A 21,843-nucleotide genomic window follows, 5' to 3' on the forward strand; every position below is an offset into this window, starting at 1 on the left:
TTTGTGATGACTTAAAGAATTTGACTCAGGTGTAGCTGGCCCATCAGCAGCGGGTTATCACGGTAATCCACGGGGATGGCGACCACCGCCGGGCCGTCGACGTCCATCGCCGCGCGTAGCGTCGGCTCCAGCGCCTCAGCGCTTTCCACCGCAAACCCTTTCGCGCCGAAGGATTCGGCATAGGCTTTAAAATCCATAGGACCGAACTCGACGCCGGACAGGCGTTGATATTTTTTCTCTTCCTGGATGGCGACCATGTTGTAGCCGTTATCGACCCAGATAAGATGCAGGATGTTGGCTTTCAGGCGGACCGCCGTTTCCAGCTCCATGCTGGATTGCAGAAAACCGCCATCGCCGGAGACCGAGACCACTTTGCGCTGCGGATTGACCAGCCAGGCCCCGATGGCCCACGGCAGGGCGACGCCCATGGTCTGCTGACCGTTGGAGATCATCACCTGACGGGCGCGGAAGCTGTAGAGATAGCGGGCGATCCAGATATGGAAGCTCCCCATATCGACCGTCAGCGTGACGTCGCTGTTGACGATATCCTGCATGGCGCGAACGATACGCAGCGGGTGCAGGGCAAACTGATTCAACTGCGCTCCGCGGCGGTCAAGCAGTTCCCGCTGATGCTGGCGGTCGTGGAGGATTTCAGCAGCCTGCGGCGAGAGCACCAGCCGATGATCGATATTTTGCGCCAGCTTGTTCAGCGTGCCGGCGATGTCGCCCACCAGCTCGACATCCGGCGTGTAGTTACGCTCTTCATAGGCGGGCAGTACGTCGATATGTACCAGCGTCGCGTTGCCGCTGTTCCACATCGCCGGTTCGTATTCCACCGGGCTATAGCCGATGCAGATAACCAGGTCGGCCAGTTGCAATAAGCGGTCACCGGCCTGATTGTTAAACAGCCCGACGCGCCCGGCGAAGCGCGAGAAGTTATCCTGATTGACCGCCCCGGCGGCCTGATAGGTGCTGGTGACCGGAATATGGCTGGTTTCCAGCAAACGATGCAGCGCGGCGCTGTTTTCCGTCTGGCTGGCCATTAATCCAAGCAGGAACACCGGATTCTTCGCCTGGGCAATCAACTTCGCAACCTGATTGATTGCCTCGTCAGGCGCGGCGCCCATCTGCGGCGCGCTGCTGGCGGGCAGGACTTTGCCGGTCACCGGACCATCGACCACATCCTGCGGCAGACTGACGAAGGCGCTGCCCGGGCGACCCTGCTCGGCGGCGCGAAAAGCGTTAGAAACCACTTCCGCCAGCGCATCCGGCGAGGTCACTTCTACCGCGTATTTGGTGACCGGGCTGAACATCGCCACCGTGTCCATACTCTGGTGTACCTGTTTGGCTTTATCCGCGCGTTTGACCGCGCCGCCCAGCGCCACCACCGGGTCGCCTTCGCTATTGGCGGTGGCCATCCCGGTTATCAGGTTGGAACAACCGGGTCCGGAGGTCACCAGCGCGACGCCCGCTTTGCCGGTAATGCGCCCGACCGCGGCGGCCATAAAGGCGGCGTTGGCCTCGTGACGTACCGGAATAATGCGGATTGAGGAGTCCAGCAACGAGTCGAAAACCTTATCGATTTTAGCGCCGGGGATCCCGAAGACCTGCCGTACGCCTTGCGCTTCCAGTTGGCTGACGACCAGATCGGCGCCGTGCGCCCACTGGCGCTGCGGATACTGTTTGTCCATGTGAACCTCCTAACTTTCTACTGAACGGATGGCGGCATCGAGATTATCGGGATGCAAATTGGCCTGCAGGAACGCGCTGTCGGCGGGAAGGTCGATCATCAGCTTATGAATTTCGCCGAAGGTCAATACCCCATGGTCGAGCTGGTAGTCCAGCAGGTGGCCGCCGCCCTGGCGGTCATCGGTAATGAAGTGTTCGTGATAGCCGGCGACGTTAATTCCCTGCATATGCTGCGGGGTACGAAAACCGACCAGTACGCCGTCACGCTGGTTAAAGCGGAAAACCGGCTGATCGTCGAGCACGTCGGTCATCGCCCGGTAGGGCGGCGTCTGACGAGGCACGGTGCGGGTATGGGCGTGGCGGAAATGACCATCGATTCGCAGCGCGCAGAACAGATTGTCGGAAGGAATTTGCTGGTCAATAACCTCATGCAGCTGCTGGCGGCTGACCGGATGGTCAAAGGTTTTACGGTACTGCGGCTGAAACCAGGTCATCACCGCAAACGGCGTTTTCTGTTCCGGACGCGCTTTACGCGCGCTGCCGTCGGCACGCAGTTGATAAACCTGGCTGCTAAACGCGATCAGCTCGCCGTCGAGTTCATTAAAAGTGCCGAGCCCGAAATCACCGTGCTTCAGCAGGTCCGCAATGGTGGTGGTACCTTCGTAGACGCCGCTGAGCAGGGCGCTCATCAGCGAAGTTTGATACAGCACGCTATCGGGATGCTGAGCGGAAAACGCGCGTAGCGTTTCACACAGACTCTCTTCACAGGTGCAATCTGAAGCATGATTCATGAGCCACTTCCTCGTTCAACAAATATAAGAAAGGTTAAATAAAGGTTGACCCGATTCAGCTCACAGTTCCAATATAGAAACCATGCTGGTTTGAGACGTTTTCGATATGGAACTTCGTTATCTACGCTATTTTGTCGCCGTCGCCCGCACGCGGCACTTCACCCGGGCAGCGAAAGAACTGGGTATCTCACAGCCACCATTAAGTCAGCAAATTCAGCGGCTTGAGCGAGAGGTTGGCACTCCGCTGTTGCGTCGGCTAACCCGCGGGGTGGAGCTGACCGAAGCCGGGGAGTCCTTTTATGAAGATGCCTGCCAAATCCTCGCGCTGAGCGATGCGGCGCTGGAAAAGGCCAAGGGCATTGCCCGCGGAATGAACGGCAGCCTGTCGTTAGGCATTACCAGTTCTGATGCTTTCCATCCACAAATCTTCACCTTGCTGCACCGTTTTCAGCTCGATCACCCAGGCGTCATCCTCCATCAACGGGAGGGCAACATGGCAAATTTGATGGCGGCGCTGAGCGAGGCGGAGATCGATATCGCCTTTGTCCGTTTGCCGTGTGAAAGCAGTAAGGCGTTTAACTTGCGTATCATTGATGAAGAGCCAATGGTCATTGCGCTCCCGCGCGATAATCCATTGTCAGCGGAACCGACGCTGGCGCTGGAACAGTTGCGGGACGTCGCGCCGATCCTCTTCCCGCGCGAAGTGGCGCCGGGTTTGTATGAGCTGGTGTTCAATAGCTGCCTGCGCGCCGGTATCGATATGAACCGCGCCAGGCAGTCGTCGCAGATTTCATCGTCGCTGAGTATGGTTAACGCCGGATTTGGTTTCGCGCTGGTGCCGCAGTCGATGACCTGTATCGCGCTGCCCAACGTCAGCTATCAATCGATACAGGGGACGCCGGTCAAGACCGATATTGCCATCGCCTGGCGGCGCTTCGAGCGTTCGCGCACGGTGAAGCGATTTTTGGAGATGTTCTAATTCCCGGGGGGCATAGCGCGACCCGACGGAGATACGCTGACCTTTTCTCCGTTGGGTTACCCGTTACTGCGCCACCCAGCCGCCATCCATATTCCACGCCGCGCCGCGAACCTGCGCGGCGGCGTCGCTGCATAAAAATAGCGCCATTTCCCCCAGTTGCTGAGGCGTCACGAATTCGCCGGAGGGTTGTTTTTCGGCAAGCAGCTGCGCTCTGGCCTGCTCAGGGTCGGCCCCCTCAGCGATACGTTTATCGATCTGTTGCTGAACCAGCGGCGTCAGTACCCAGCCGGGGCAAATCGCGTTGCAGGTAATGCCGGTACGCGCGGTCTCCAGCGCCAGCGTTTTGCTAAAACCAATCACCCCATGCTTGGCGGCGACATAGGCGGATTTCTCTTTCGAGGCGACTAACCCATGCACGGAGGCAATATTAATAATCCGCCCCCAGTTGCGCTCGCGCATGCCCGGCAGCGCCAGGCGGCTGGTGTGGAAGACGCTGGACAGATTTATCGCCAGAATATCGTTCCATTTTTCCACCGCGAACTGCTCCACTGGCGCCACATGCTGGATACCGGCGTTATTAATCACAATATCGACGCCGCCAAATTCGCTTTCGGTATAACGCATCATCGCTTCAATTTGCCCGACGTCACGCAGGTCGGCATCGTGATAGCCGGGAATTTTACCCAGTGCGGCAACCTCGGCTCGCGCGCTCGTGCTGTCGCCAAAACCATTCAACACCAGCTGCGCGCCGGCCTGCGCCAGCACTTTGGCAATGCCTAAACCAATACCGCTGGTGGAGCCGGTGACCAGCGCTGTTTTACCGTTTAAATTCATTTCGTTACTCCTTAAATCAGGCATCAGACAATACCGGTTAAATAGAACACGGCAATGACAAACAGAACCGCGAGACTTTTGATAAGCGTAATGGCGAAAATGCCGCCGTAAGCCTGGCGATGACTTAAGCCGGTGATTGCCAGCAGCGTGATGACGGCGCCGTTATGCGGCAGGGTATCCATGCCACCGCTGGCCATTGAAGCGACGCGGTGGAGTACCTCAAGCGGAATATTAGCGGCGTGGGCGGCAGCCACGAAGGTATCGGACATTGCCGCCAGCGCGATGCTCATTCCGCCGGAGGCGGAACCGGTGATCCCCGCCAGTACGGTTACGCTAATCGCCTCGTTTAACAGGGGATTGGGAATGGCGGTCAGTGCTTTCGACAACACCAGAAAACCCGGCAGGGCGGCAATCACCGCACCGAAGCCATATTCCGATGCGGTATTCATCGCCGCGAGGATCGCGCCGCCGACCGCCGTACGGCTGCCTTCCGCCAGACGGCCGCGAATATTACGAAAACCGAACACCAGCACCACGACGATACCGGATAGCAGCGCGGCCTCGACGGCCCAGATAGCGGTGATTTTGCCGACCTCGGTGACGATGGGTTTGGCAAGCCCTGGCAGCGTTAGCTCGTGGCTGGCGCCGTACCATTGCGGGATCCAGCGGGTAAACAGCAGGTTCAGCAGGCCAACCAGCAGCAGCGGGGCAATGGCGATCAGCGGATGCGGCAGATTGATGTTATCCGGCGTCTGCGGCTCGTTTTGCAGATCGGTACCGTAACCCTCGCCATTCGCGAGCGCTTTACGCCGCTGTCGTTCCAGCCACAGTAAACCGAAGGTGATGATAAACAGTGAACCTATCAACCCAAGCCAGGGGGCGGCCCAGGCGTTGGTGCCAAAAAAGCTGGTGGGGATAATGTTCTGAATCTGCGGGGTGCCCGGCAGGGCATCCATGGTAAATGAGAATGCGCCCAGCGCGACGGTTGCCGGGATCAGTCGCTTCGGGATTCCGCTTTGGCGAAACAGTTCGGCGGCAAAGGGATAGACCGCAAAAGCCACCACGAACAGCGAAACGCCGCCGTAGGTCAGCAGGGCGCAGACCAGCACGATCACCGGGATCGCATGTCGACGCCCGAGAATTTGAATCGCGGCGGCGACGATGGAACGCGAGAAGCCCGATAGTTCAATCAGCTTGCCAAAGACGGCGCCGAGCAGAAATACCGGAAAATAGAGCTTCACGAAACCGACCATTTTTTCCATAAACAGGCCGGTAAAGGTCGGGCCTACCGCGCTCGGGTCGGTAAGCAGGACCGCGCCAAGCGCGGCGATAGGGGCAAACAGGATAACGCTGTATCCACGATACGCAGCCAGCATCAGTAATGCCAACGCGGCCAGGGCAATCAACACACTCATTACGACTCCTCACTATCATTGTTATTGTCGGGGTACAAAACGAGAAGTTACGGTTTCAGGGCGTAGCGCAGCTGATGCTCACGGCGCGACTGTATTCGTTTCTGCCGGGTCTCATCCCAGTGATAAAAACCTTGCCCGCTGCGGGCGCCGGTAGCGCCTTGCGCAACCTTGTCGGCGACCAGCGACATCATGTCGCTGCCTGTGGCCAGTTCCGGCAGCAGGTGCTGGCAGATATCCTGGACGGTCGCCAGACCGGTCATATCGGCGGCTTCCAGCGGCCCGACCATCGCGTAGCGGCGGCCGAGCGAGGCGCGCATCACTTTGTCGACCACCTCCGGCGAAGCGATGCCGCTCTTAACGATATGCAGCGCTTCGCGCAGCAGGGCGAACTGTAGTCGGTTGCCGACGAACCCCGGCGCGGCGCGGTTGAGTACTACCGCTTCCAGCGAGCAGGAGGATAAAAAATCGCTGACCTGGTTGGCGAGATGCGGCAGGGTTGCGCTGCCCGGCACCACTTCCACCAGCGGGATAAAATGCGGCGGATGCCAGAAGTGGGCGATTAACAAGCGTTCCGGATGCCGCATACCCTGCGCCAACCGATCGGGCGGTAGTCCGCTTGTGTTGCTGGCGATAATGGCTTCGTCGGCTATTAAGGTTTCCAGTTCGCGGTATAAGGCGTGCTTGAGCGCCAGACGTTCCGGAATCGCTTCGATCAGCAAGGTCGCGTCAGCAAGATCGCCTAATGCCGTGGTGCCGGAGAGGCGCGAGAGCACCGCCGTACGCTGAGCGGCATCAAACTGCTCGCACTCTTCGAGCTCGCGCAAAATGGCGGCGGTGACGCCTGGAATCTCGCTAACGCGCGCCGGGTCGGTGTCGTAGAGGCGTACGGTGTGGCCGTGGCGGGCAAAATGACAGGCGATGCCGACGCCCATAAGGCCGGCGCCCAGTACCGCCAGTTGTGGTGTAAACATAGTGGCTCCTGTTAACGTTCGATGGTCATCGCGATACCCTGACCGCCGCCGACGCAAAGCGTCGCCAGGCCTTTGCTGACATCGCGGCGCTGCATCTCGTGCAGCAGACTAACCAGAATGCGACATCCTGAGGCGCCAATCGGATGGCCGAGCGCGATAGCGCCGCCGTTGACATTGACTTTCTGGCTGTCCCACTCCAGCAATTTGCCAACGGCCAGCGCCTGCACGGCAAAGGCCTCGTTGGCTTCGATGAGATCCACCTCGTCCAGCGACCAACCGGCGCGCTGCAGCGCCTTCCGGCAAGCGCTTACCGGGCCGATACCCATCACGGACGGATCGACGCCGGCCACCGCAGAGCTGACAATTCGCGCCAGCACCGGCAAGCCAAGCTGCCGCGCTTTATCGACGCTCATCAATAAGACTGCCGCCGCGCCATCGTTGAGCGAAGAGGCATTGCCCGCGGTGACGCTGCCATCCTCCGTGCGAAAGGCAGGGCGCAACTGCGCCAGCTGTTGTTCGCTGGTTTCCGGGCGCGGCTGTTCGTCTGCGTCCACCATGCGCGGCGCTTTTTTACCCTGAGGGACGCTAAGCGGCACTATCTCAGCCTGAAAGCGCCCGGCGGCTATCGCGGCGGCGGCTTTGCGCTGCGAAAGGGCGGCGAAGGCATCCTGCTGGGGGCGGGAGATATCAAAGGCGTCGGCGAGATTCTCGGCGGTGATGCCCATGTGATAGTCGTTAAACGCATCCCATAATCCATCCTGAATCATGCTGTCCTGCATGCTGGCATGGCCGAAGCGCAGGCCATCGCGCGCGCCCTGAACCAGATACGGAGCATTGCTCATGCTCTCCTGGCCGCCGGCGATCACTATCTCCGCCTCGCCGCTGCGAATGGCCTGTACCGCCTGTTGCACAGCTTTCAGCCCGGAACCGCAAACCAGATTGACGGTAACGGCCGGAGTTTCAACCGGTAGCCCGGCGCGCAGCGCGGTTTGTCGCGCCGGATTCTGTCCGCAGCCGGCGGTTAAAACCTGGCCAAAAATCAGTTCGTCAACGGCGCTGGCCGGTAGCTGTGTGCGTTCAAGCAGACCACGCACTACGGCGGCGCCTAGCTCGACGGCGGAAAGGGAAGACAAGGCGCCGCGAAAACTGCCGATTGGCGTACGTAGCGCGCAGACGATAGCGACTTCTTTCATATTGCCTCCTTAGTGAAGCGCATTTCGCGGACGTCATCGGCAATGACCAGCCGTCCGGCCGTTTTACGGGCAATTTCGTCAATGCTGACGCCGGGGGCGTATTCGCGCAGAACAAAGGCGCCGTCGCTAATTTCCAGTAGCGCGAGATCGGTGAGTACCCGGCGAATACAGCCCGCGCCGGTGAGCGGCAGGGTACATTGCGGGAGCAGTTTGGATTCGCCGTTTTTCGAAGCGTGCGTCATCACCACGATGATGTTTTGCGCGCCGGCCACCAGATCCATGGCGCCGCCCATGCCTTTCACCATTTTTCCCGGGATCATCCACGAGGCGATATTACCCGCGACATCGACTTCAAAAGCGCCGAGGACCGTGAGATCGACGTGGCCGCCGCGGATCATGGCGAAGGACTGGGCGGAGTCAAAAATTGCCGCCCCGGTTTGGGCGGTAACGGTCTGCTTGCCGGCGTTAATCATGTCGGCATCAATCGTTGACTCATCGGGAAATTCGCCCATCCCCAACAGGCCGTTTTCCGACTGCAGCATCACTTCAATACCGGCAGGAATATAGTTAGCGACCAGCGTGGGAATGCCGATACCGAGATTGACATAATCGCCGTCGCGCAGTTCCTGGGCGACGCGCATCGCCATTTGTTCGCGAGTTAACATATTCAGTTCCCTCCGGCGCGCAGCGTGCGCTGTTCAATACGTTTTTCGAATTGCCCGACGATCAGCCGGTCGACATAAATACCGGGCGTATGGATAGCGGAGGGGGGGAGTTCGCCCGGCGCGACGATTTCTTCGACTTCCACTACCGTGATCCGTCCGGCGGTGGCCATCAACGGGTTAAAATTCTGCGCGGTGTGGCGATAAACCACGTTGCCGTACCAGTCGGCTTTCCAGCCCTTCACAAGGGCGAAATCGCCGCGAATAGCTTCTTCGAGAATGTAATGTTTACCGTCGAACTGACGCACCTCTTTGCCTTCCGCTACCGGCGTGCCGTAACCGGTCGCGGTATAGAATCCGGGGATGCCGGCGCCGCCGGCGCGAATTTTCTCGGCAAGCGTACCTTGCGGGGTCAGTTCCACCGCCAGTTCGCCGCTCAGTACCAGTTGTTCAAAGAGGGCGTTTTCGCCAACGTATGAGGCCACGACTTTGCGTACCTGGCGCGTTTCCAGCAGCATGCCGAGACCAAAGCCATCAACGCCGCAGTTATTAGAAACTACCGTCAGGCCCTGTACCTGGCGGCGTTTGACCTCGGCGATTAAGTTTTCCGGGATGCCGCACAGGCCGAAGCCGCCGGCCAGTAACGTCATGCCATCGGTTAATCCGTCCAGCGCCGCTTCATAGCTGGCGACGCGCTTATCCAGTCCTGCCATCATTTTTCTCCTGCCTTGCGATGGCTCTATCATTAAGGGCGCGGACTGATTTGATAATTTTGAATTTGTGACCCACTCATTTGGTTTTTTTATTAATTTATCGTTAACTAAATTCTTTCAATTAGTTAACAGGTAGAAAAATGAGAATGAGTGTCAAACAGTTACGCGCGTTTCTAGCGGTAGCTCACACTCTTAACTTCGCCCACGCCAGCGAGCGTCTGAACCTGTCGCAGCCGGCGCTGAGTTTGACCATTAAGGGGTTGGAAGAGGCGCTTGGCGGGGCATTGCTGCAGCGCAGCACCCGCAAAGTGACCTTAACCCAGGAGGGAGAAACCTTTCTGCCGATGGCCCGCCAGCTGCTGGCGGACTGGGATAACGCCGAAGAGGCGATGCGGCAAAGTTTCACCCTGCAGCGGGGAAAGATCTCCGTCGCCGCGATGCCGTCGTTTGCCGCTAACGTGCTGCCGGAAGTGCTAAAAGCCTTCCGCGACCGCTATGCGGGAGTCAACGTAACGGTGCATGACGTGATTAATGAGCAGGTCATTGAGATGGTGCGCGAAGGCCGGGTGGAGATGGGAATCGCGTTTGAGCCATCGCCCGGCAACAATCTGCTGTTTACGCCGCTGGCGGTGGATCGCTTTGTGGCGATCGTGCCGAAAACGTCGCCTTTGGCGAGTAAAAAGCAGTTGAGCTGGCGTGAACTGCTGACGCTGGATTTTATAACCCTGCAGCGGCCATCGGCGGTGCGTTTGATGCTGGAAGAAGAGTTGGCGCGTAGCGGTAGCCAGTTGGACGTGGCGCTGGAAAGTCATCAGTTGGTCACCGTCGGGCGGATGGTCGCCAGCGGTCTGGGCGGCAGCGCGGTGCCCGCGTTATGCCAGTCGCAGATGCAGTCGCTGGGAGCGGTTTGTCTACCGTTAAGCGATCCGCCGATTGAAAAGTGTATTGGCGTTATTCATGCCGGACATATGCAGTTGTCGAAGGCGGCGCAGGCGCTGCTGGAAACGCTAAAGGGATTTTTGCCCGCTTAGGCAGTTACAGGCGAAAAAAAACCGGCCTGGTTAGCCGGTTTAATCATTAGATTTTGCAGGCATCGCCGCAATCATCATCGGCAACAATCGCCTGCGCTTTTTTATCCGCTTCGTCCAGGCGTTCAGCGTTACGCTCTTCCGCTTCTTCCAGGCCGCTAAAGACCAGGTTGTCGAGATCAATTTCCATGAGTTACCCACTTTGCTACTTTTTTGACTGTCGGCAGAGTATAGGTCAAAACGATGGAAGGTTGCACCCCGCGCCCGAAGCTATCGCACAGAGCGTTAATCGTCAGCTTGTTTTTGGTAGCGGAGTGGAGGGGTATTAGTCAATAACCGCTATTATTCATAGTTGACATTGTTCATTTATTATATGAAAGCATCAAATGATAATTTTCGGATTGTTTCTTAAATGAAATGACAACGAACCAGTAAATAACGATTGACCCGTTTCAAACATGATAATATGGCCGCGATTATGGATGAGTCTATGGATCTTGATCAATGGTATCGATAACAGCATCTGCCATCAAAGAATGGCGGAGAAATAATAAAGTCATTTGTCACGTTAAACTTAAATATAAAAAGGTGTTGCGTAAGTGCCGCGAAATACCTTTAACAGGAGGTAAGTACAAGCAATATCAACGGCTTTGCCAGACATACAGCTGTGCTAAATTGACCAGCGAGACGCCGGGACTGGTACATTTTGAAGATAAGCCCTTCAAAGCTTATTTAAATAAGCGAATGTCGAAAAGAGCTAAACTAAATATTGCTCATGGCGCGTTGAATTTTATTGAAAAAAGCTTTCAAGCGGAAATATTACCGCAGTTGTATAATGTATCAGCGTTCGGTTGTTCGATGATTGCCATCCCGCTAAAAAATGGAACCAGCCTGGAAGTGAAACTTCTGGCCTCGCCGTTCCAGGAAGAGGGGGAACTGATGCTGCAGATGTTTTTTGAAAATAAACGCGTTTATAGCGTCTGTTTTTCCTGCACCGATCAGGGTAGTGCGTGGATTGGCGGTATTCAGGGCGGTAAAGACATCGGCATCGACGAAGTGAAAGCGTTGACCAAAGAGCTCTATGGCACGCGGCCAAAAAACCTGATTATCACTCTGCTGTACGGGTTATTGCGCCACTTTAATATTCGTGAGATCTACGCCATCGACAGCGACTACCATGTGAAGAGCGACAAGGTGAAAGCCAGTTACTCAGAGTTGTGGTTAGAAATCGGCGGCGAGAAGCAGCGGCGTGGTTGGTACAAATTACCTGCACAAGAGATTAAAAAAAGTCTGGAAGAGGTGAAAAGTAAACATCGCAGCCAGTTTATTAAACGTGAAAGTTTAAAAGAACAGGCTCAGTTGGATCTGATCGCCGCATTACAGAAGATAACCGTTGGTGAAAGCGCCAACAAACCTTAATACTGGATTGCCGATTCGCCGGGGGCGGCGGGTCGGCACCCATGATAGATGCTATCTCTCTCCCCGCGGCTCCTGCTTAACACCACTCTCCTATACAACCTGCTCATCTATCAAATTCAGTTTATAAGTTAAAATATTTTAAACATTTTATGCGGTTAAATTTTACATAAAATTTACATGTCCATATACTTTCTTACGTTCTTCGCCCTGGTTTGGGGCGTCCAACCAACAGGTTAACTGCGCTGAGCGGCATCGCTTATCGATCGGCGCTTTAAAAATAAATGCTTTGGTTATATCGACATCTGTCGAATGGGATGAAATATGGACGAACAAAAAGGGCATGGTCGAAGGATTTTCTTCACCATCTACCGATTGCTTTTTGTGTTACTGAGTTTTGGCATTGGGATTTTCTTAACTATCTGGGGGGGCAAGCTGCTCTCGCTCGGCGGCAGCGCCTGGTATCTGTTAGCCGGTCTCGCTTATCTTATCATCGCCGTTGGGTACTTCACTCGTAGTCAATACGCGCTGCCTCTTGCTGTTATTACCTTCCTGTTAACCCTGGTCTGGGCGCTGTATGAAGTGCAGCTCAGCTACTGGGGCCTGATCCCTCGTCTGGTGGTTCCTGCGCTGATGCTAATGCTGGCCCTGTGGCTGGCGGCGGCGATGCCGGTTGCTCGCGTGCGTCTGGCGAACTGGAGCGCCACGGTTATTTTTATCGCGCTGCTGGCGACGCTGGTTTCGGCGTTCTATCCGCACGGCGGCATCCACAATGGCATCGTGAAAGCGGCGAGCGACAATAGCGCGACGCAGGCGGCAAAAAGCGATAACTGGGAGTTCTTTGGCCGCGATGCCTCCGGCACCCGTTTCGCGCCGTATACCGATATTACCCCGGAAAACGTTCATAAGCTGAAAGTCGCCTGGACCTACCACACAGGGCGCCGCCTGACCGGCCCGGCCATTGGCGTTGACGAAAATACGCCGCTGCAAATTGGCGATACGCTGTATTCCTGTACGCCGCTCAACGTGGTGACCGCCATTGATGCCGATACCGGCAAGGCGCGCTGGCGCTTTGACCCGCACGCGCAGACGGCGGAACATGTGACCTGCCGCGGTGTGGGTTACTATGACGTGCAGAGCGACGATACGCTCAGCGCGGAAGAAAAAGCGAGCCCGGCGCTGCAACAGTGTCCGCAGCGGATCATGGTATCGACCGTGGATGCGCGCCTGCTGGCGCTGAATGCAAAAACCGGCGAACTGTGCGATGACTTCGGCGACCACGGCAGCGTGGATCTGAAGCAGGGCATGGGCGACACCGAAAACAGCAAACGCTACCATCCGACTTCAACGCCGGTGATCATGGGGCATATTGCGGTGCTGGGCGGCTGGGTACGCGATATCGTACACGGCGAGCCATCCGGGGTCGTACGCGCTTTTGACGTACGCGATGGTAAAGTCGTCTGGGCCTGGGATGTCGGCAAGCCGGAAAATATCACCGACCCGGAAAAAGGCCGCGTTTATACCCTCGAAACGCCGAACGTGTGGACCATTCCCGGCTTTGATAAAGAGCTGAATCTGGTCTATCTGCCGACCGGCAACGGGCCGCCGGACTACTGGGGCGGCGATCGTAATGAAGCGAAAGAGAAATATGGCTCCGCGGTGGTGGCGGTGGATGCCAGTACCGGTAAAACAAAATGGGTTTTCCAGACCGTTTACCACGATATCTGGGATTATGATCTCCCATCGCAGCCGGTACTGTTCCACATGAAAAACGAGCAGGGCGGGGACGTCCCGGTGCTGATCCAGACCACCAAAACCGGACAGATTTACGTGCTCGATCGCCGCACTGGTAAACCGGTGACCCGTGTTGAAGAACTGCCCGTCGCTCATCAGGGGGCGGAGGGCGAACATCTGTCTGCCACCCAGCCGTTCTCTACCGGCATGCCGCAGTTAGGCGTCGAGCCGTTGAGCGAAAAATCAATGTGGGGCGTGACGCCGTTCGACCAACTGATGTGCCGTATCGATTTTAAAGAGTCGACCTACCTTGGCATGTATACGCCGCCGTCAGAGAAACCGTATATTGAGTGGCCAAGCCTGCTCGGCGGCATGAACTGGGGCGGCATCACCATCGATGAACGTACCGGTACGCTGTTCGTCAACGATATGCGTATGCCGTTGCGGATGTCGCTGGTGCGCAAGGAAGAGATGGCGAAATACAAAGTCTCCACCGACGAAGTCCCTGGCTTTATGGGTACCGTTCGCCCGCAAGTTGCCGGGCCTTACGGCGGCGTGCGTATCGACATCCTGCAGTCCGCGCTGGGCGTGCCCTGTAATACCCCGCCGTTTGGTACCATGAGCGCTATTGACCTGAATAGCCGTCAGCTACTGTGGCAGGTGCCGATGGGCTCGGTAGAAGATACCGGTCCGCTGGGGATGAAAACCCATCTGCATATCCCGCTGGGAATGCCGACCCTGGGCGGCCCAACCTCTACCGCCTCTGGGCTGGTATTCTTCGCCGGTACCCAGGATAACTACCTGCGGGCGCTGGATTCCGCCAGCGGTAAAGAGCTGTGGCGCGCTCGCTTGCCGGTTGGCGCGGTAGCGGCGCCGCTGGTCTACAAATCGCCGAAAACAGGCAAAGAGTATGTGCTGATTTCCGCCGGCGGCGCCAGCCACTCGCCGGACGTCGGGGACGATATCATCGCCTACGCGCTGGAGGAATAACCTCTCTAAACGAAACAGGTCCCGGTAAACGGGACCTGTTCCTGGCTGACAGCCGGGGGAGGTAGCAGGGGGCAATGCTGGACTTTCACTCTTTGAATATCACTCTGCGCAATATGCTGCCCTGCGGCATTGACGTAGGCCAGAGACATCGGCGAACCCGTGGTTTTCTCTACTCTCAAATCAGTAAAATCCATTGCACATTCTTAGCACTTTCCGCCAGTCCGTCTGGATCCTCATTATTCCCTGTCGCATAAAGCAAAAAAAAGGCCCATCCTGGTGATGGGCCTTTTTGACGTTCGGCGTGTAACCTGAAAGGTGTAAAAATTAATCAAAAACGCCGTTAATGACGGAAGTGACGATTGCGGTACTTAACGCAACCAGCACTAAATCATCGCCCACTGCACGCCATTCATAACCCGGGTAGTAAGGCAGATCGTTAATCATAGATGCCGGCAACGTTTTTTTGGCAATACCTGGAGGTAATGGTTTGCCGCGAACCACATTTTTAGCAATACCCGGCGGTAGCGCCTGATAACCTACCAGACCATAATTCACCGCCAGAGAACGGGCTCGCGAGAAGCTAATATCAGAGTCGACATGGTCGGGTTTGCCGTAGTTTTTACGGTTACCGTGATCCTCTTTCGACTTATCATTTCCCTGGCCTTTGTTGCTGTGGTCACTGCTGTTGCCATGGTTACCGCTATTGCCGTGGTTTCCACCGCTATTACCGTGGTTGCCACCTCCGCCGCTATTGCCATGACCTCCGCCACCCCCGTTGCCATTACCAGGGTTGGCATAAACTGGCGCGGCAAGGACGGCGAGCGAAATAACCGCCGCAAGTGCAGATTTGAGAGTGCGACGCTTAATCATAAGGGTGTTCCTTAAAGTGAAGTACACGCTTTGAAGATATGACGTGCGCATAACCTTAACAATGTCATGTTTTCTTATTTTTATACTCCGCAGAAAATATGCCTCGCCTTTTCTGATCATCGTTATCCTGCCCAATGACAGGCGACCAGGTGTCCAGGCGAAATTTCACGAAGCGTCGGCGCCTGACGGCGGCAGTGGTCACTTGCCTGCGGGCAGCGTGACGAAAACCGGCAGCCCTCAGGCGGGCGCGACGGATCCGGGATTTCTCCCTGGACGACCGCCTGCGGTTCGCTTTCGGGATCGAGGGTGGGTACCGCGGCCAGCAGCGCCTGGGTATAGGGATGAAGAGGGCGGCTAAACAGCGCATCGCGGCTGGCGGTTTCCACCAGTTGACCGAGGTACATCACCGCCACGTCGTCGCACAAATGCTCTACAACTCCAAGGTCATGGGAGATGAATAGAAAGGTGACGCCACGCTCGTCGCGCAGGTCGGCAAACAGATTGATAATCTGCGCCTGAATCGACACATCGAGTGCGGAAATGGGTTCATCGGCGACGATAAAGTCCGGATTGAGGATAAGCGCGCGGGCGATGCCGATGCGCTGCCGCTGACCGCCGGAAAATTCATGCGGAAAACGGTGGTAATGCTGAGGCGCCAGCCCGCATATCTTCATCACCGCAATGACTTTCTCATAGAGTTCAGCGCGCGTGCATAGTTTATGCTGCAGCATCGCCTCGCCAATCGCCTCGCCGATGCGAATGCGTGGGTTCAGTGAACTATAGGGATCCTGAAACACCAGTTGAATTTTCGGTCGTAGGGTCTGCATTGCTGCCGCTGACAGTTCGGATAACTCCTGACCGCGGAATTTAATGCTGCCGGCGGTCTTTTCATACAAGCCAAGCAAGGTGCGGCCAACGGTGGTTTTACCACTACCGGATTCTCCGACGAGGCCGAAAATCGTTCCCGGACGGATATTAAAACTGACGTCATCGACCGCGCGCAGTTCGCCGGTCTGCTGGCCGAACAGGCCGTCGCGCAGCGGGAAATACTTTTTCAAGCCATTAACTTCAATTAAATAGGGCTGGTTCATGCCACCGACTCCGCGAATTGACTATAAAAACAGGCCGCCTGATGCGAGGACCCTAAAAGTGGCGGGATGTCCTGACGGCAGCGTGCGGTTGCCTGTTCGCAGCGATCGGCAAACGCGCAGCCCGCAGGCAGTTGCGCGAGATCCGGCACCTGACCGGGAATGGAGTAAAGCCGCCGGCGGCGCGCGCCCGGCACCGGACGCGAGGCGATAAGTCCGCGGGTATAGGGGTGCTGGGGCTGGCGCAGCACCTCGACGGTGGTTCCCTGTTCGACAATCCGCCCGGCATACATTACGACGACCCTTTCGGCCATCTGCGCGATCACCCCCAGATCGTGGGTGATCAGCAGCATCGCCATCTGGCTTTCGCGCGCGCGGTCACGTATCAGACGCAGGATCTGCGCCTGCACGGTGACATCCAGCGCGGTAGTTGGTTCATCCGCTATCAATAATTGCGGCCCGCAGCTCAGCGCCATGGCGATCATTACCCGCTGTAGCATGCCGCCGGAAAGCTGATGTGGATAGTACGCCATCAGGCTTTCGCTGCGCGCCAGTCCCACCTCGTTCAACAGGTGTATTGCACGCTGCCAGGCGGCTTGCGGCGAGTCGCCGCGGTGGCGGATGAGCGGCTCGCAGAGCTGTTCGCCTATGGTCAGTACCGGGTTGAGCGCCGACATCGGCTCCTGGAAGATCATCGCCAACTGGTTGCCGCGCAGGTCGGCCATGTGACGCGCTTTCAGCTTGAGCAGATCGCGTCCTTCGAAAAGGATCTCGCCGCCGTCAATGCGCGCGGCCTGGGGAGGCAATAGGCCCATTAGCGACATGGCGGTCACGCTTTTGCCGCAGCCGGACTCACCGACGATACCTACCGTTTGCCCGGCCTGAATCGAAAAAGAGACTTCCTGTACCGCGCGCACCCGGCTCCCTTCAGCAGCGAAAGAGACCGAAAGTTGCTTAAAAGAAATTAATGGCGTGCTCATTTCAGCCTCTGTTTCATTTTCGGGTCCATCGCGTCGCGCAGGCCGTCGCCCAGCACGTTGATAGCAATGACGGTAATAAAGATGGCAATCCCAGGAGGCATCCATAGCCAGGGGCGCCGCTGGAAATCAATCAGGCTGTTGGCGGCATCCATCATATTGCCCCACGACGGCGTCGGCGGTACTACGCCAAGGCCAAGGTAGCTCAGCGCCGATTCGCTCAGAATGGCGTTAGCGACCGCCATTGTCGCCATCACCACCAGAATCGGGATGGTATTGGGCAGCAGGTGACCGAACAGGCGGCGGCGCGCCGACAGTCCCAGAACCTGCGTCGCCAGCATAAAATCGCGCTCGCGTAGCGACAGGCACTGCCCGCGCACCAGCCGCGCCAGCTTTGGCCACTCCAGCAGGCTGAGCATAATCACCACCATCCAGATGCGGGAATCCGGCGAAAAATCGAGCTCGGAGAGCATCGCGCCGGCGACGATTAATAAAGGCAAACTGGGGATCGTCATCACCAGATCGGCCAGCCGCATAATCAGTTTATCGGTGAGTCCGCCGACATAGCCCGACAGCGCACCCAGTAGATAGCCAAGCGTCACCGACAGCAGCATGGTCAGCAGGCCGATTATCAGTGAAATGCGCCCGGCCAGCAGTAAACGCGTATAGATATCGCGGCCAAGAAAATCGGTACCTAACCAGTGTTCTGCGCCGGGTGGTTTGTTGATCATCAGCGCATCGGTGGCGTCATCTTTCCACGGCGACCACATCGGTCCGAGTACGCACCACGTGGCCATCACCGCAAGCAGGATTAAACACAGCATCGCCATCCGGTTGCGGCGCAGCTGGCGCCATGCCTGACGCCATGGAGATGGGGTTATTTGCGCAAGCGCGGGGATTGTCGCCTGGCGCAGGCGGCGACGGTAACCAAACAGGGAAGTTATCATCATTACCTCACTCGAATGCGCGGATCGGCCCACGCGTAGAGCACATCGGCCAGTAAATTACCGATGATCGTCAGCACCGCCAGAAACAGGGTAAACCCCATCAATACCGGATAATCGCGAGCGGCCAGCGAATCGATATGAATGTGCCCGGCGCCCGGCCAGTTAAATACTTTTTCGGTAATGATGGCGCCAGAGAACAATCCCGGCAGTTCAAAGCCAAGCAGGGTGATGACCGGCAGTAGCGCATTGCGCAGCGCGTGTTTCATGATAACCGTGCGTTCTCGCAGCCCTTTAGCACGGGCAGTACGAATGAAATCCATCTTCACCACGTCAAGCATGCTGGCGCGAAAATAGCGCGTCAGGCTGCCGGCCTGCAGCATCACCAGCGCCAGTACCGGCAGTACCAGATGGGCGGCGACCTGCAGCACATACTGCCAGCCGCTATCGTCGCTACCGGTATTGGTCATCCCGCCTACCGGCAGCCAGTGCAGGTCGACGGCAAACCACTTAATCAGCAGCAGGCAGAGGAAAAAGGTGGGAAAGGACATGGCGGCGAACACCGCGATACTCACCAGATGATCGAACCATGAATTAGGTCTGAGCGCGGAGACAACGCCAACCGTCAGGCCGATACCCCAGTAGAAGACCAGCGCCACGCTAGCCAGCAGGAAGGAGTTCCAGATGTACTGGTTCAGTAACTGGCTGACCGGGATCTGGTATTGCAGCGAGAAGCCTAAATCCCCGCGCAGCAGTTGCCCCAGCCAGTGAAGGTAGCGGGTGAAGAGCGGCTGGTCGAGACCGTATATCGCCTTCAGTTCGGCGGCGCGGGCGGCCGTCAAGGTGATGTTGCCATCGATAAAATCGCCGGGAGTTTTAGCAAAGAGCATAAAAATGATAAAGGAGGCCAGCAGCAGCATCGGTAGCGTTTGCAATAGGCGCCTCAGGATGAAATTTTTCATAACATTCTCACATCAGCCGCCGGGAGGCCGGCGGCTGGGGGATTTACTTCACGATTTTCACGTCCGGCAAACTGCCGGTGAGGCCGTTATAGATATCCGGCTTAAAGCCGGTCACCCGGGCGCTGCTGGCGGAAAGAATTTCCCGGTATCCCAGCAGGATAACCGGCGGATCCTCGGCCAGCACCTGATACAGCTGGTGATAGATAGGCTTGCGTTGTTCGACATCCAGCACCGCGTTGCCCGCATTGATAAGCTTATCGACTTCAGCGTTGTGATAGCCCGACTCTTTGGCCTCGCTGCTGTAGAAGTCCCACACGCCGTCATGCGGATCGTTGAGAGTACTGGTGCTAAACGACGCCAGATCGTAATTACCCGCTTTGCGCTGCGCCATCAGCGCGTTGAAATCAACCACCTGCGGTTTCAGCAGCACGCCTATCTGCCGCCAGTTCTCTTTGGCAATTGGGATCAGCGCATCGTTAATGACTTTTTTGCTCGCCAGTAGGGTCAATTCCAGCCGCTTACCGTCTTTCACGCGGATGCCATCGGCGCCAGGCAGCCAGCCCGCTTCATCGAGCAGTTTTTTCGCTTGCACCGGATCGTAATGGTAGGGGTTGACGCCCTGCGCATTGAAGGCCCAGGAAATAGGCGCGATTGGTTCAATGGCTACCTTACCGTATCCCTGATACACCACGTCGATTAACTTCTGGCGGTCCAGCCCGTAAATCAGCGCCTGACGCACTTTTTTATCCTGCAGCGCCGGGCGATGGAGGTTGAACTCCACCTGGCTGTAGTCGCTGGAGCCGTACAGGTTGATATTGGCAAAACCGAGCATCTTAAGCTGCTCAATATCATCCGGGCGCGAGGTGAAGGCGTCGTAGTCGGTTTCGCCGGTCTGGAATAGCTGGAAATTGGTAGACGGATTGGTCACGCGATAGATAAAGCGCGGCGTTGGCGGCGTACCGCGATAAAAATGCGTGTTGGCGTGGAAGCGAATCTCCTGCCCGGGAATATATTTATCGTAGACATAAGGACCGTTACCCAGCGGTTTTCCGTGCAGAGAGCGCAGATAATCCAGATTTCCGCGTTGATACCCTTTGCCGTACCAGGCTTTCGATAATACCGGACCGCCGATTTTCGCCAGCGTTGTCGCGCCCGGCTGGGTGGTAGTAACCTGTAAGGTCAGCGGATCGATAACTTTTAGGCCGCTCACGCTATCGGCTTTGCCGGCTTTATATTCTGCGCCGCCGGCGATATTGGCCAGAGTAATATCGGTATCGCCGTCATATTTCGGATCGAGAAGAACGGTCAGCGTAAAGGCGACATCCTCCGCGGTGAGTGGCGATCCGTCGCTGAAGGTCAGGTTTGGGCGTAATTTGATGGTATAGACTTTGTTATCCGCGCTCACCGTCCAGCTCTCAGCCAGCCCCGGCACCAGCTTACCCTGACTGTCCCAGTCAATCAGGCGCGAGAAAATAACGTTGGTGACGTTCTCATCCCAACCGTTGACGAAGAAGTAAGGGTTAAAGATCCCCTGCGGTTCGGAAATGCCGGCCACTACCGTGTCTTTACGCAGTTTGGCGCTGGCCGGGATCTGGCTGGCATCGGTTGCGGGAGTGATCCCTTCTTTAAGAATATCGTCGGCGTTGGCGACAGAAGAAAATGCCACCATGCTACCGAGCAACGCCACTTTCAGCGCCAGCGCGAAGCGCGTTTGTCGGGTTTTTAATCCTTGCCGTAATCTGGACAAAAGTGCTACCTCATCAAATGATTGCGTTGTTATTTACAATTCATGACGAAGATAAGAGGCGCGCTGAATACTGTCTAACAACGAAACGCTATGGTTTATAGCCATTTCGCATTAGCAAAAAACCGGCAATATAATGCCGGTTTTCGGGGAAGTCATAGTGGATTGTTCTTTATGCCGCGGCAGCTAATCGCGGGCCTCAACCGGCAGCCACAGGGCCTGCGGGTTAGCGAAATAATATTCAACTTCGGCATAAAAACGGCTGGCGTGCAGGCCATCCACAAAAGCGTGATTAAATCGGCCGGCAACCGGAATGATGCCATTTTTCAGTTTCCCCCACGTCAGGGCGGGCACCGCCGCGCCCACGTAGTATTCCGCATGGGTCATGGCGCTGAAGTGCAGCCACGGCAGGCAACTGGCGCAAAAGAAATTTTCTTCTTCCACAATAAGCGGTGAGGGATTGGTGCTTCTTGCGGCCTCAATGCGCGGCGTTGCGGCGGCGCTAAACGCGGGGAAATCAGCGGCGTTATCGCACCATACCTGGCGAAAACCTTCGCTGGCCGTCATGATCGGCGTCATCACCGAGATGGCGTCATATTCGATGATATCGTCGTTGCGCAGGCGCTGTTTCAACTGCGGTACGGCGTTGGCCGCACGCAACAGGCCGAATAACGCCAGTTGAAAGAAGGAAACGCCCCGGTCTTTCGCGCAGGTGTACAACTGTTGCGCTTCTACCGGCACGCACAGATTGAAGCTGGGATTGGCAAAGGTACGGTAGAACGTAAAGTGATCCAGGCGAGGCCAGCTCGCTTTATCAATAACGCGATAATGTGCCACGGTCGA

20 protein-coding genes are annotated in these 21,843 nt (G+C 56.8%); 4 read left to right on the forward strand and 16 right to left on the reverse strand.

Annotated features, from left to right (window positions below; genetic code table 11):
• Window positions 1–11: 11 nt before the first annotated feature.
• Both alsS and budA read right to left on the reverse strand, forming a co-directional pair.
• Window positions 12–1,691 (reverse strand): acetolactate synthase AlsS, encoded by a 1,680-nt coding sequence (gene alsS / locus EAE_RS17810; RefSeq protein WP_015705187.1) that lies wholly within the window; start codon window positions 1,689–1,691, stop codon window positions 12–14.
• A gap of 9 nt (window positions 1,692–1,700) precedes the next feature.
• On the reverse strand, window positions 1,701–2,480 hold the full coding sequence (gene budA / locus EAE_RS17815) for an acetolactate decarboxylase (RefSeq protein ID WP_015705188.1): 780 nt from the start codon (window positions 2,478–2,480) through the stop codon (window positions 1,701–1,703).
• A 106-nt stretch (window positions 2,481–2,586) separates the two neighbouring features.
• On the opposite strand from budA, the gene EAE_RS17820 reads away from it, so the two are divergent.
• Window positions 2,587–3,459 (forward strand): LysR family transcriptional regulator, encoded by an 873-nt coding sequence (locus EAE_RS17820; RefSeq protein WP_015366939.1) that lies wholly within the window; start codon window positions 2,587–2,589, stop codon window positions 3,457–3,459.
• 63 nt (window positions 3,460–3,522) lie between these two features.
• Here EAE_RS17820 and EAE_RS17825 read toward each other — a convergent pair whose 3' ends face one another.
• The 6 genes from EAE_RS17825 to EAE_RS17850 are packed head-to-tail and all read right to left on the reverse strand — an operon-like array spanning window position 3,523 to window position 9,247.
• A complete protein-coding gene (locus tag EAE_RS17825; RefSeq protein ID WP_015366937.1) occupies window positions 3,523–4,293 on the reverse strand; it encodes a 3-hydroxybutyrate dehydrogenase in 771 nt (256 codons plus the stop codon).
• A gap of 23 nt (window positions 4,294–4,316) precedes the next feature.
• Window positions 4,317–5,708 (reverse strand): GntP family permease, encoded by a 1,392-nt coding sequence (locus tag EAE_RS17830; RefSeq protein ID WP_015705189.1) that lies wholly within the window; start codon window positions 5,706–5,708, stop codon window positions 4,317–4,319.
• A gap of 47 nt (window positions 5,709–5,755) precedes the next feature.
• On the reverse strand, window positions 5,756–6,679 hold the full coding sequence (locus tag EAE_RS17835; RefSeq protein ID WP_015705190.1) for a 3-hydroxyacyl-CoA dehydrogenase family protein: 924 nt from the start codon (window positions 6,677–6,679) through the stop codon (window positions 5,756–5,758).
• Between the two features lie 11 nt (window positions 6,680–6,690).
• Window positions 6,691–7,872 carry an acetyl-CoA C-acetyltransferase gene (locus EAE_RS17840; RefSeq protein ID WP_015705191.1) on the reverse strand — a complete coding sequence of 394 codons (1,182 nt, stop codon included), beginning with the start codon at window positions 7,870–7,872 and terminating at the stop codon, window positions 6,691–6,693.
• Complete coding sequence (locus EAE_RS17845) at window positions 7,869–8,537, reverse strand: CoA transferase subunit B (RefSeq protein ID WP_015366933.1); 669 nt, start codon at window positions 8,535–8,537, stop codon at window positions 7,869–7,871. The genes EAE_RS17840 and EAE_RS17845 overlap by 4 nt, the downstream gene beginning before the upstream one ends.
• Window positions 8,538–8,539: 2 nt before the next feature.
• Window positions 8,540–9,247, reverse strand: a complete 708-nt coding sequence (locus EAE_RS17850; RefSeq protein WP_015705192.1) for a CoA transferase subunit A — start codon at window positions 9,245–9,247, stop codon at window positions 8,540–8,542.
• Window positions 9,248–9,387: 140 nt separating this feature from the next.
• Here EAE_RS17850 and EAE_RS17855 point away from each other — a divergent pair, with 140 nt between their 5' ends.
• Window positions 9,388–10,278 (forward strand): LysR family transcriptional regulator, encoded by an 891-nt coding sequence (locus tag EAE_RS17855; protein ID WP_020079025.1) that lies wholly within the window; start codon window positions 9,388–9,390, stop codon window positions 10,276–10,278.
• 46 nt (window positions 10,279–10,324) lie between these two features.
• Here the strand turns inward: EAE_RS17855 and EAE_RS17860 are convergent, their stop codons facing one another.
• The gene (locus tag EAE_RS17860; RefSeq protein WP_015705194.1) at window positions 10,325–10,465 is read right to left on the reverse strand and encodes a hypothetical protein; all 141 of its coding nucleotides are present in this window, start codon (window positions 10,463–10,465) and stop codon (window positions 10,325–10,327) included.
• A 314-nt stretch (window positions 10,466–10,779) separates the two neighbouring features.
• On the opposite strand from EAE_RS17860, the gene EAE_RS17865 reads away from it, so the two are divergent.
• Together EAE_RS17865 and EAE_RS17870 are read left to right on the forward strand one after the other, a co-directional pair.
• Window positions 10,780–11,694 carry a DUF535 family protein gene (locus EAE_RS17865; protein WP_047045905.1) on the forward strand — a complete coding sequence of 305 codons (915 nt, stop codon included), beginning with the start codon at window positions 10,780–10,782 and terminating at the stop codon, window positions 11,692–11,694.
• A 321-nt stretch (window positions 11,695–12,015) separates the two neighbouring features.
• The gene (locus EAE_RS17870) at window positions 12,016–14,415 is read left to right on the forward strand and encodes a membrane-bound PQQ-dependent dehydrogenase, glucose/quinate/shikimate family (RefSeq protein ID WP_164926750.1); all 2,400 of its coding nucleotides are present in this window, start codon (window positions 12,016–12,018) and stop codon (window positions 14,413–14,415) included.
• A gap of 324 nt (window positions 14,416–14,739) precedes the next feature.
• On the opposite strand, the gene EAE_RS17875 is transcribed toward EAE_RS17870, so the two are convergent.
• From EAE_RS17875 to EAE_RS17905, 7 genes are all read right to left on the reverse strand, one after another.
• Window positions 14,740–15,285, reverse strand: coding sequence for an anti-virulence regulator CigR family protein (locus EAE_RS17875; protein WP_015366928.1), 546 nt, complete (start codon window positions 15,283–15,285; stop codon window positions 14,740–14,742).
• A gap of 122 nt (window positions 15,286–15,407) precedes the next feature.
• Entirely contained in the window at window positions 15,408–16,376 is a 969-nt protein-coding gene (locus tag EAE_RS17880) for an ABC transporter ATP-binding protein (RefSeq protein ID WP_015705198.1), read from the reverse strand.
• Window positions 16,373–17,353 carry an ABC transporter ATP-binding protein gene (locus tag EAE_RS17885; protein WP_015705199.1) on the reverse strand — a complete coding sequence of 327 codons (981 nt, stop codon included), beginning with the start codon at window positions 17,351–17,353 and terminating at the stop codon, window positions 16,373–16,375. Before EAE_RS17885 ends, EAE_RS17880 begins: the two co-directional genes overlap by 4 nt.
• Window positions 17,350–18,297: an oligopeptide ABC transporter permease gene (opp4C, locus tag EAE_RS17890; RefSeq protein WP_047056252.1), complete on the reverse strand. Its 948-nt coding sequence runs from the start codon at window positions 18,295–18,297 to the stop codon at window positions 17,350–17,352. The genes EAE_RS17885 and opp4C overlap by 4 nt, the downstream gene beginning before the upstream one ends.
• Window positions 18,298–18,299: 2 nt before the next feature.
• Window positions 18,300–19,256 (reverse strand): ABC transporter permease, encoded by a 957-nt coding sequence (locus tag EAE_RS17895; protein WP_015705201.1) that lies wholly within the window; start codon window positions 19,254–19,256, stop codon window positions 18,300–18,302.
• A gap of 43 nt (window positions 19,257–19,299) precedes the next feature.
• Window positions 19,300–21,003, reverse strand: a complete 1,704-nt coding sequence (locus EAE_RS17900; protein WP_015705202.1) for an ABC transporter substrate-binding protein — start codon at window positions 21,001–21,003, stop codon at window positions 19,300–19,302.
• Between the two features lie 183 nt (window positions 21,004–21,186).
• Complete coding sequence (locus tag EAE_RS17905; RefSeq protein ID WP_015366922.1) at window positions 21,187–21,837, reverse strand: CatA-like O-acetyltransferase, family 1; 651 nt, start codon at window positions 21,835–21,837, stop codon at window positions 21,187–21,189.
• Window positions 21,838–21,843 lie beyond the last annotated feature (6 nt).

The organism is Klebsiella aerogenes KCTC 2190, assembly GCF_000215745.1.
GTDB lineage: Bacteria > Pseudomonadota > Gammaproteobacteria > Enterobacterales > Enterobacteriaceae > Klebsiella > Klebsiella aerogenes.

Excerpts from the sequence above, each read along its gene's own strand:
- EAE_RS17835 (WP_015705190.1), bottom strand. The coding sequence starts at position 6,679 with ATGTTTACACCACAACTGGCGGTACTGGGCGCCGGCCTTATGGGCGTC.
- EAE_RS17885 (WP_015705199.1), bottom strand. The coding sequence starts at position 17,353 with ATGAGCACGCCATTAATTTCTTTTAAGCAACTTTCGGTCTCTTTCGCT.
- EAE_RS17825 (WP_015366937.1), bottom strand. The coding sequence starts at position 4,293 with ATGAATTTAAACGGTAAAACAGCGCTGGTCACCGGCTCCACCAGCGGT.
- EAE_RS17860 (WP_015705194.1), bottom strand. The coding sequence starts at position 10,465 with ATGGAAATTGATCTCGACAACCTGGTCTTTAGCGGCCTGGAAGAAGCG.
- EAE_RS17820 (WP_015366939.1), top strand. The coding sequence starts at position 2,587 with ATGGAACTTCGTTATCTACGCTATTTTGTCGCCGTCGCCCGCACGCGG.
- EAE_RS17865 (WP_047045905.1), top strand. The coding sequence starts at position 10,780 with ATGGTATCGATAACAGCATCTGCCATCAAAGAATGGCGGAGAAATAAT.
- EAE_RS17855 (WP_020079025.1), top strand. The coding sequence starts at position 9,388 with ATGAGAATGAGTGTCAAACAGTTACGCGCGTTTCTAGCGGTAGCTCAC.
- EAE_RS17870 (WP_164926750.1), top strand. The coding sequence starts at position 12,016 with ATGGACGAACAAAAAGGGCATGGTCGAAGGATTTTCTTCACCATCTAC.
- EAE_RS17880 (WP_015705198.1), bottom strand. The coding sequence starts at position 16,376 with ATGAACCAGCCCTATTTAATTGAAGTTAATGGCTTGAAAAAGTATTTC.
- EAE_RS17895 (WP_015705201.1), bottom strand. The coding sequence starts at position 19,256 with ATGAAAAATTTCATCCTGAGGCGCCTATTGCAAACGCTACCGATGCTG.
- budA (WP_015705188.1), bottom strand. The coding sequence starts at position 2,480 with ATGAATCATGCTTCAGATTGCACCTGTGAAGAGAGTCTGTGTGAAACG.
- EAE_RS17830 (WP_015705189.1), bottom strand. The coding sequence starts at position 5,708 with ATGAGTGTGTTGATTGCCCTGGCCGCGTTGGCATTACTGATGCTGGCT.
- alsS (WP_015705187.1), bottom strand. The coding sequence starts at position 1,691 with ATGGACAAACAGTATCCGCAGCGCCAGTGGGCGCACGGCGCCGATCTG.
- EAE_RS17845 (WP_015366933.1), bottom strand. The coding sequence starts at position 8,537 with ATGTTAACTCGCGAACAAATGGCGATGCGCGTCGCCCAGGAACTGCGC.
- EAE_RS17840 (WP_015705191.1), bottom strand. The coding sequence starts at position 7,872 with ATGAAAGAAGTCGCTATCGTCTGCGCGCTACGTACGCCAATCGGCAGT.
- EAE_RS17875 (WP_015366928.1), bottom strand. The coding sequence starts at position 15,285 with ATGATTAAGCGTCGCACTCTCAAATCTGCACTTGCGGCGGTTATTTCG.
- EAE_RS17850 (WP_015705192.1), bottom strand. The coding sequence starts at position 9,247 with ATGGCAGGACTGGATAAGCGCGTCGCCAGCTATGAAGCGGCGCTGGAC.
- opp4C (WP_047056252.1), bottom strand. The coding sequence starts at position 18,297 with ATGATAACTTCCCTGTTTGGTTACCGTCGCCGCCTGCGCCAGGCGACA.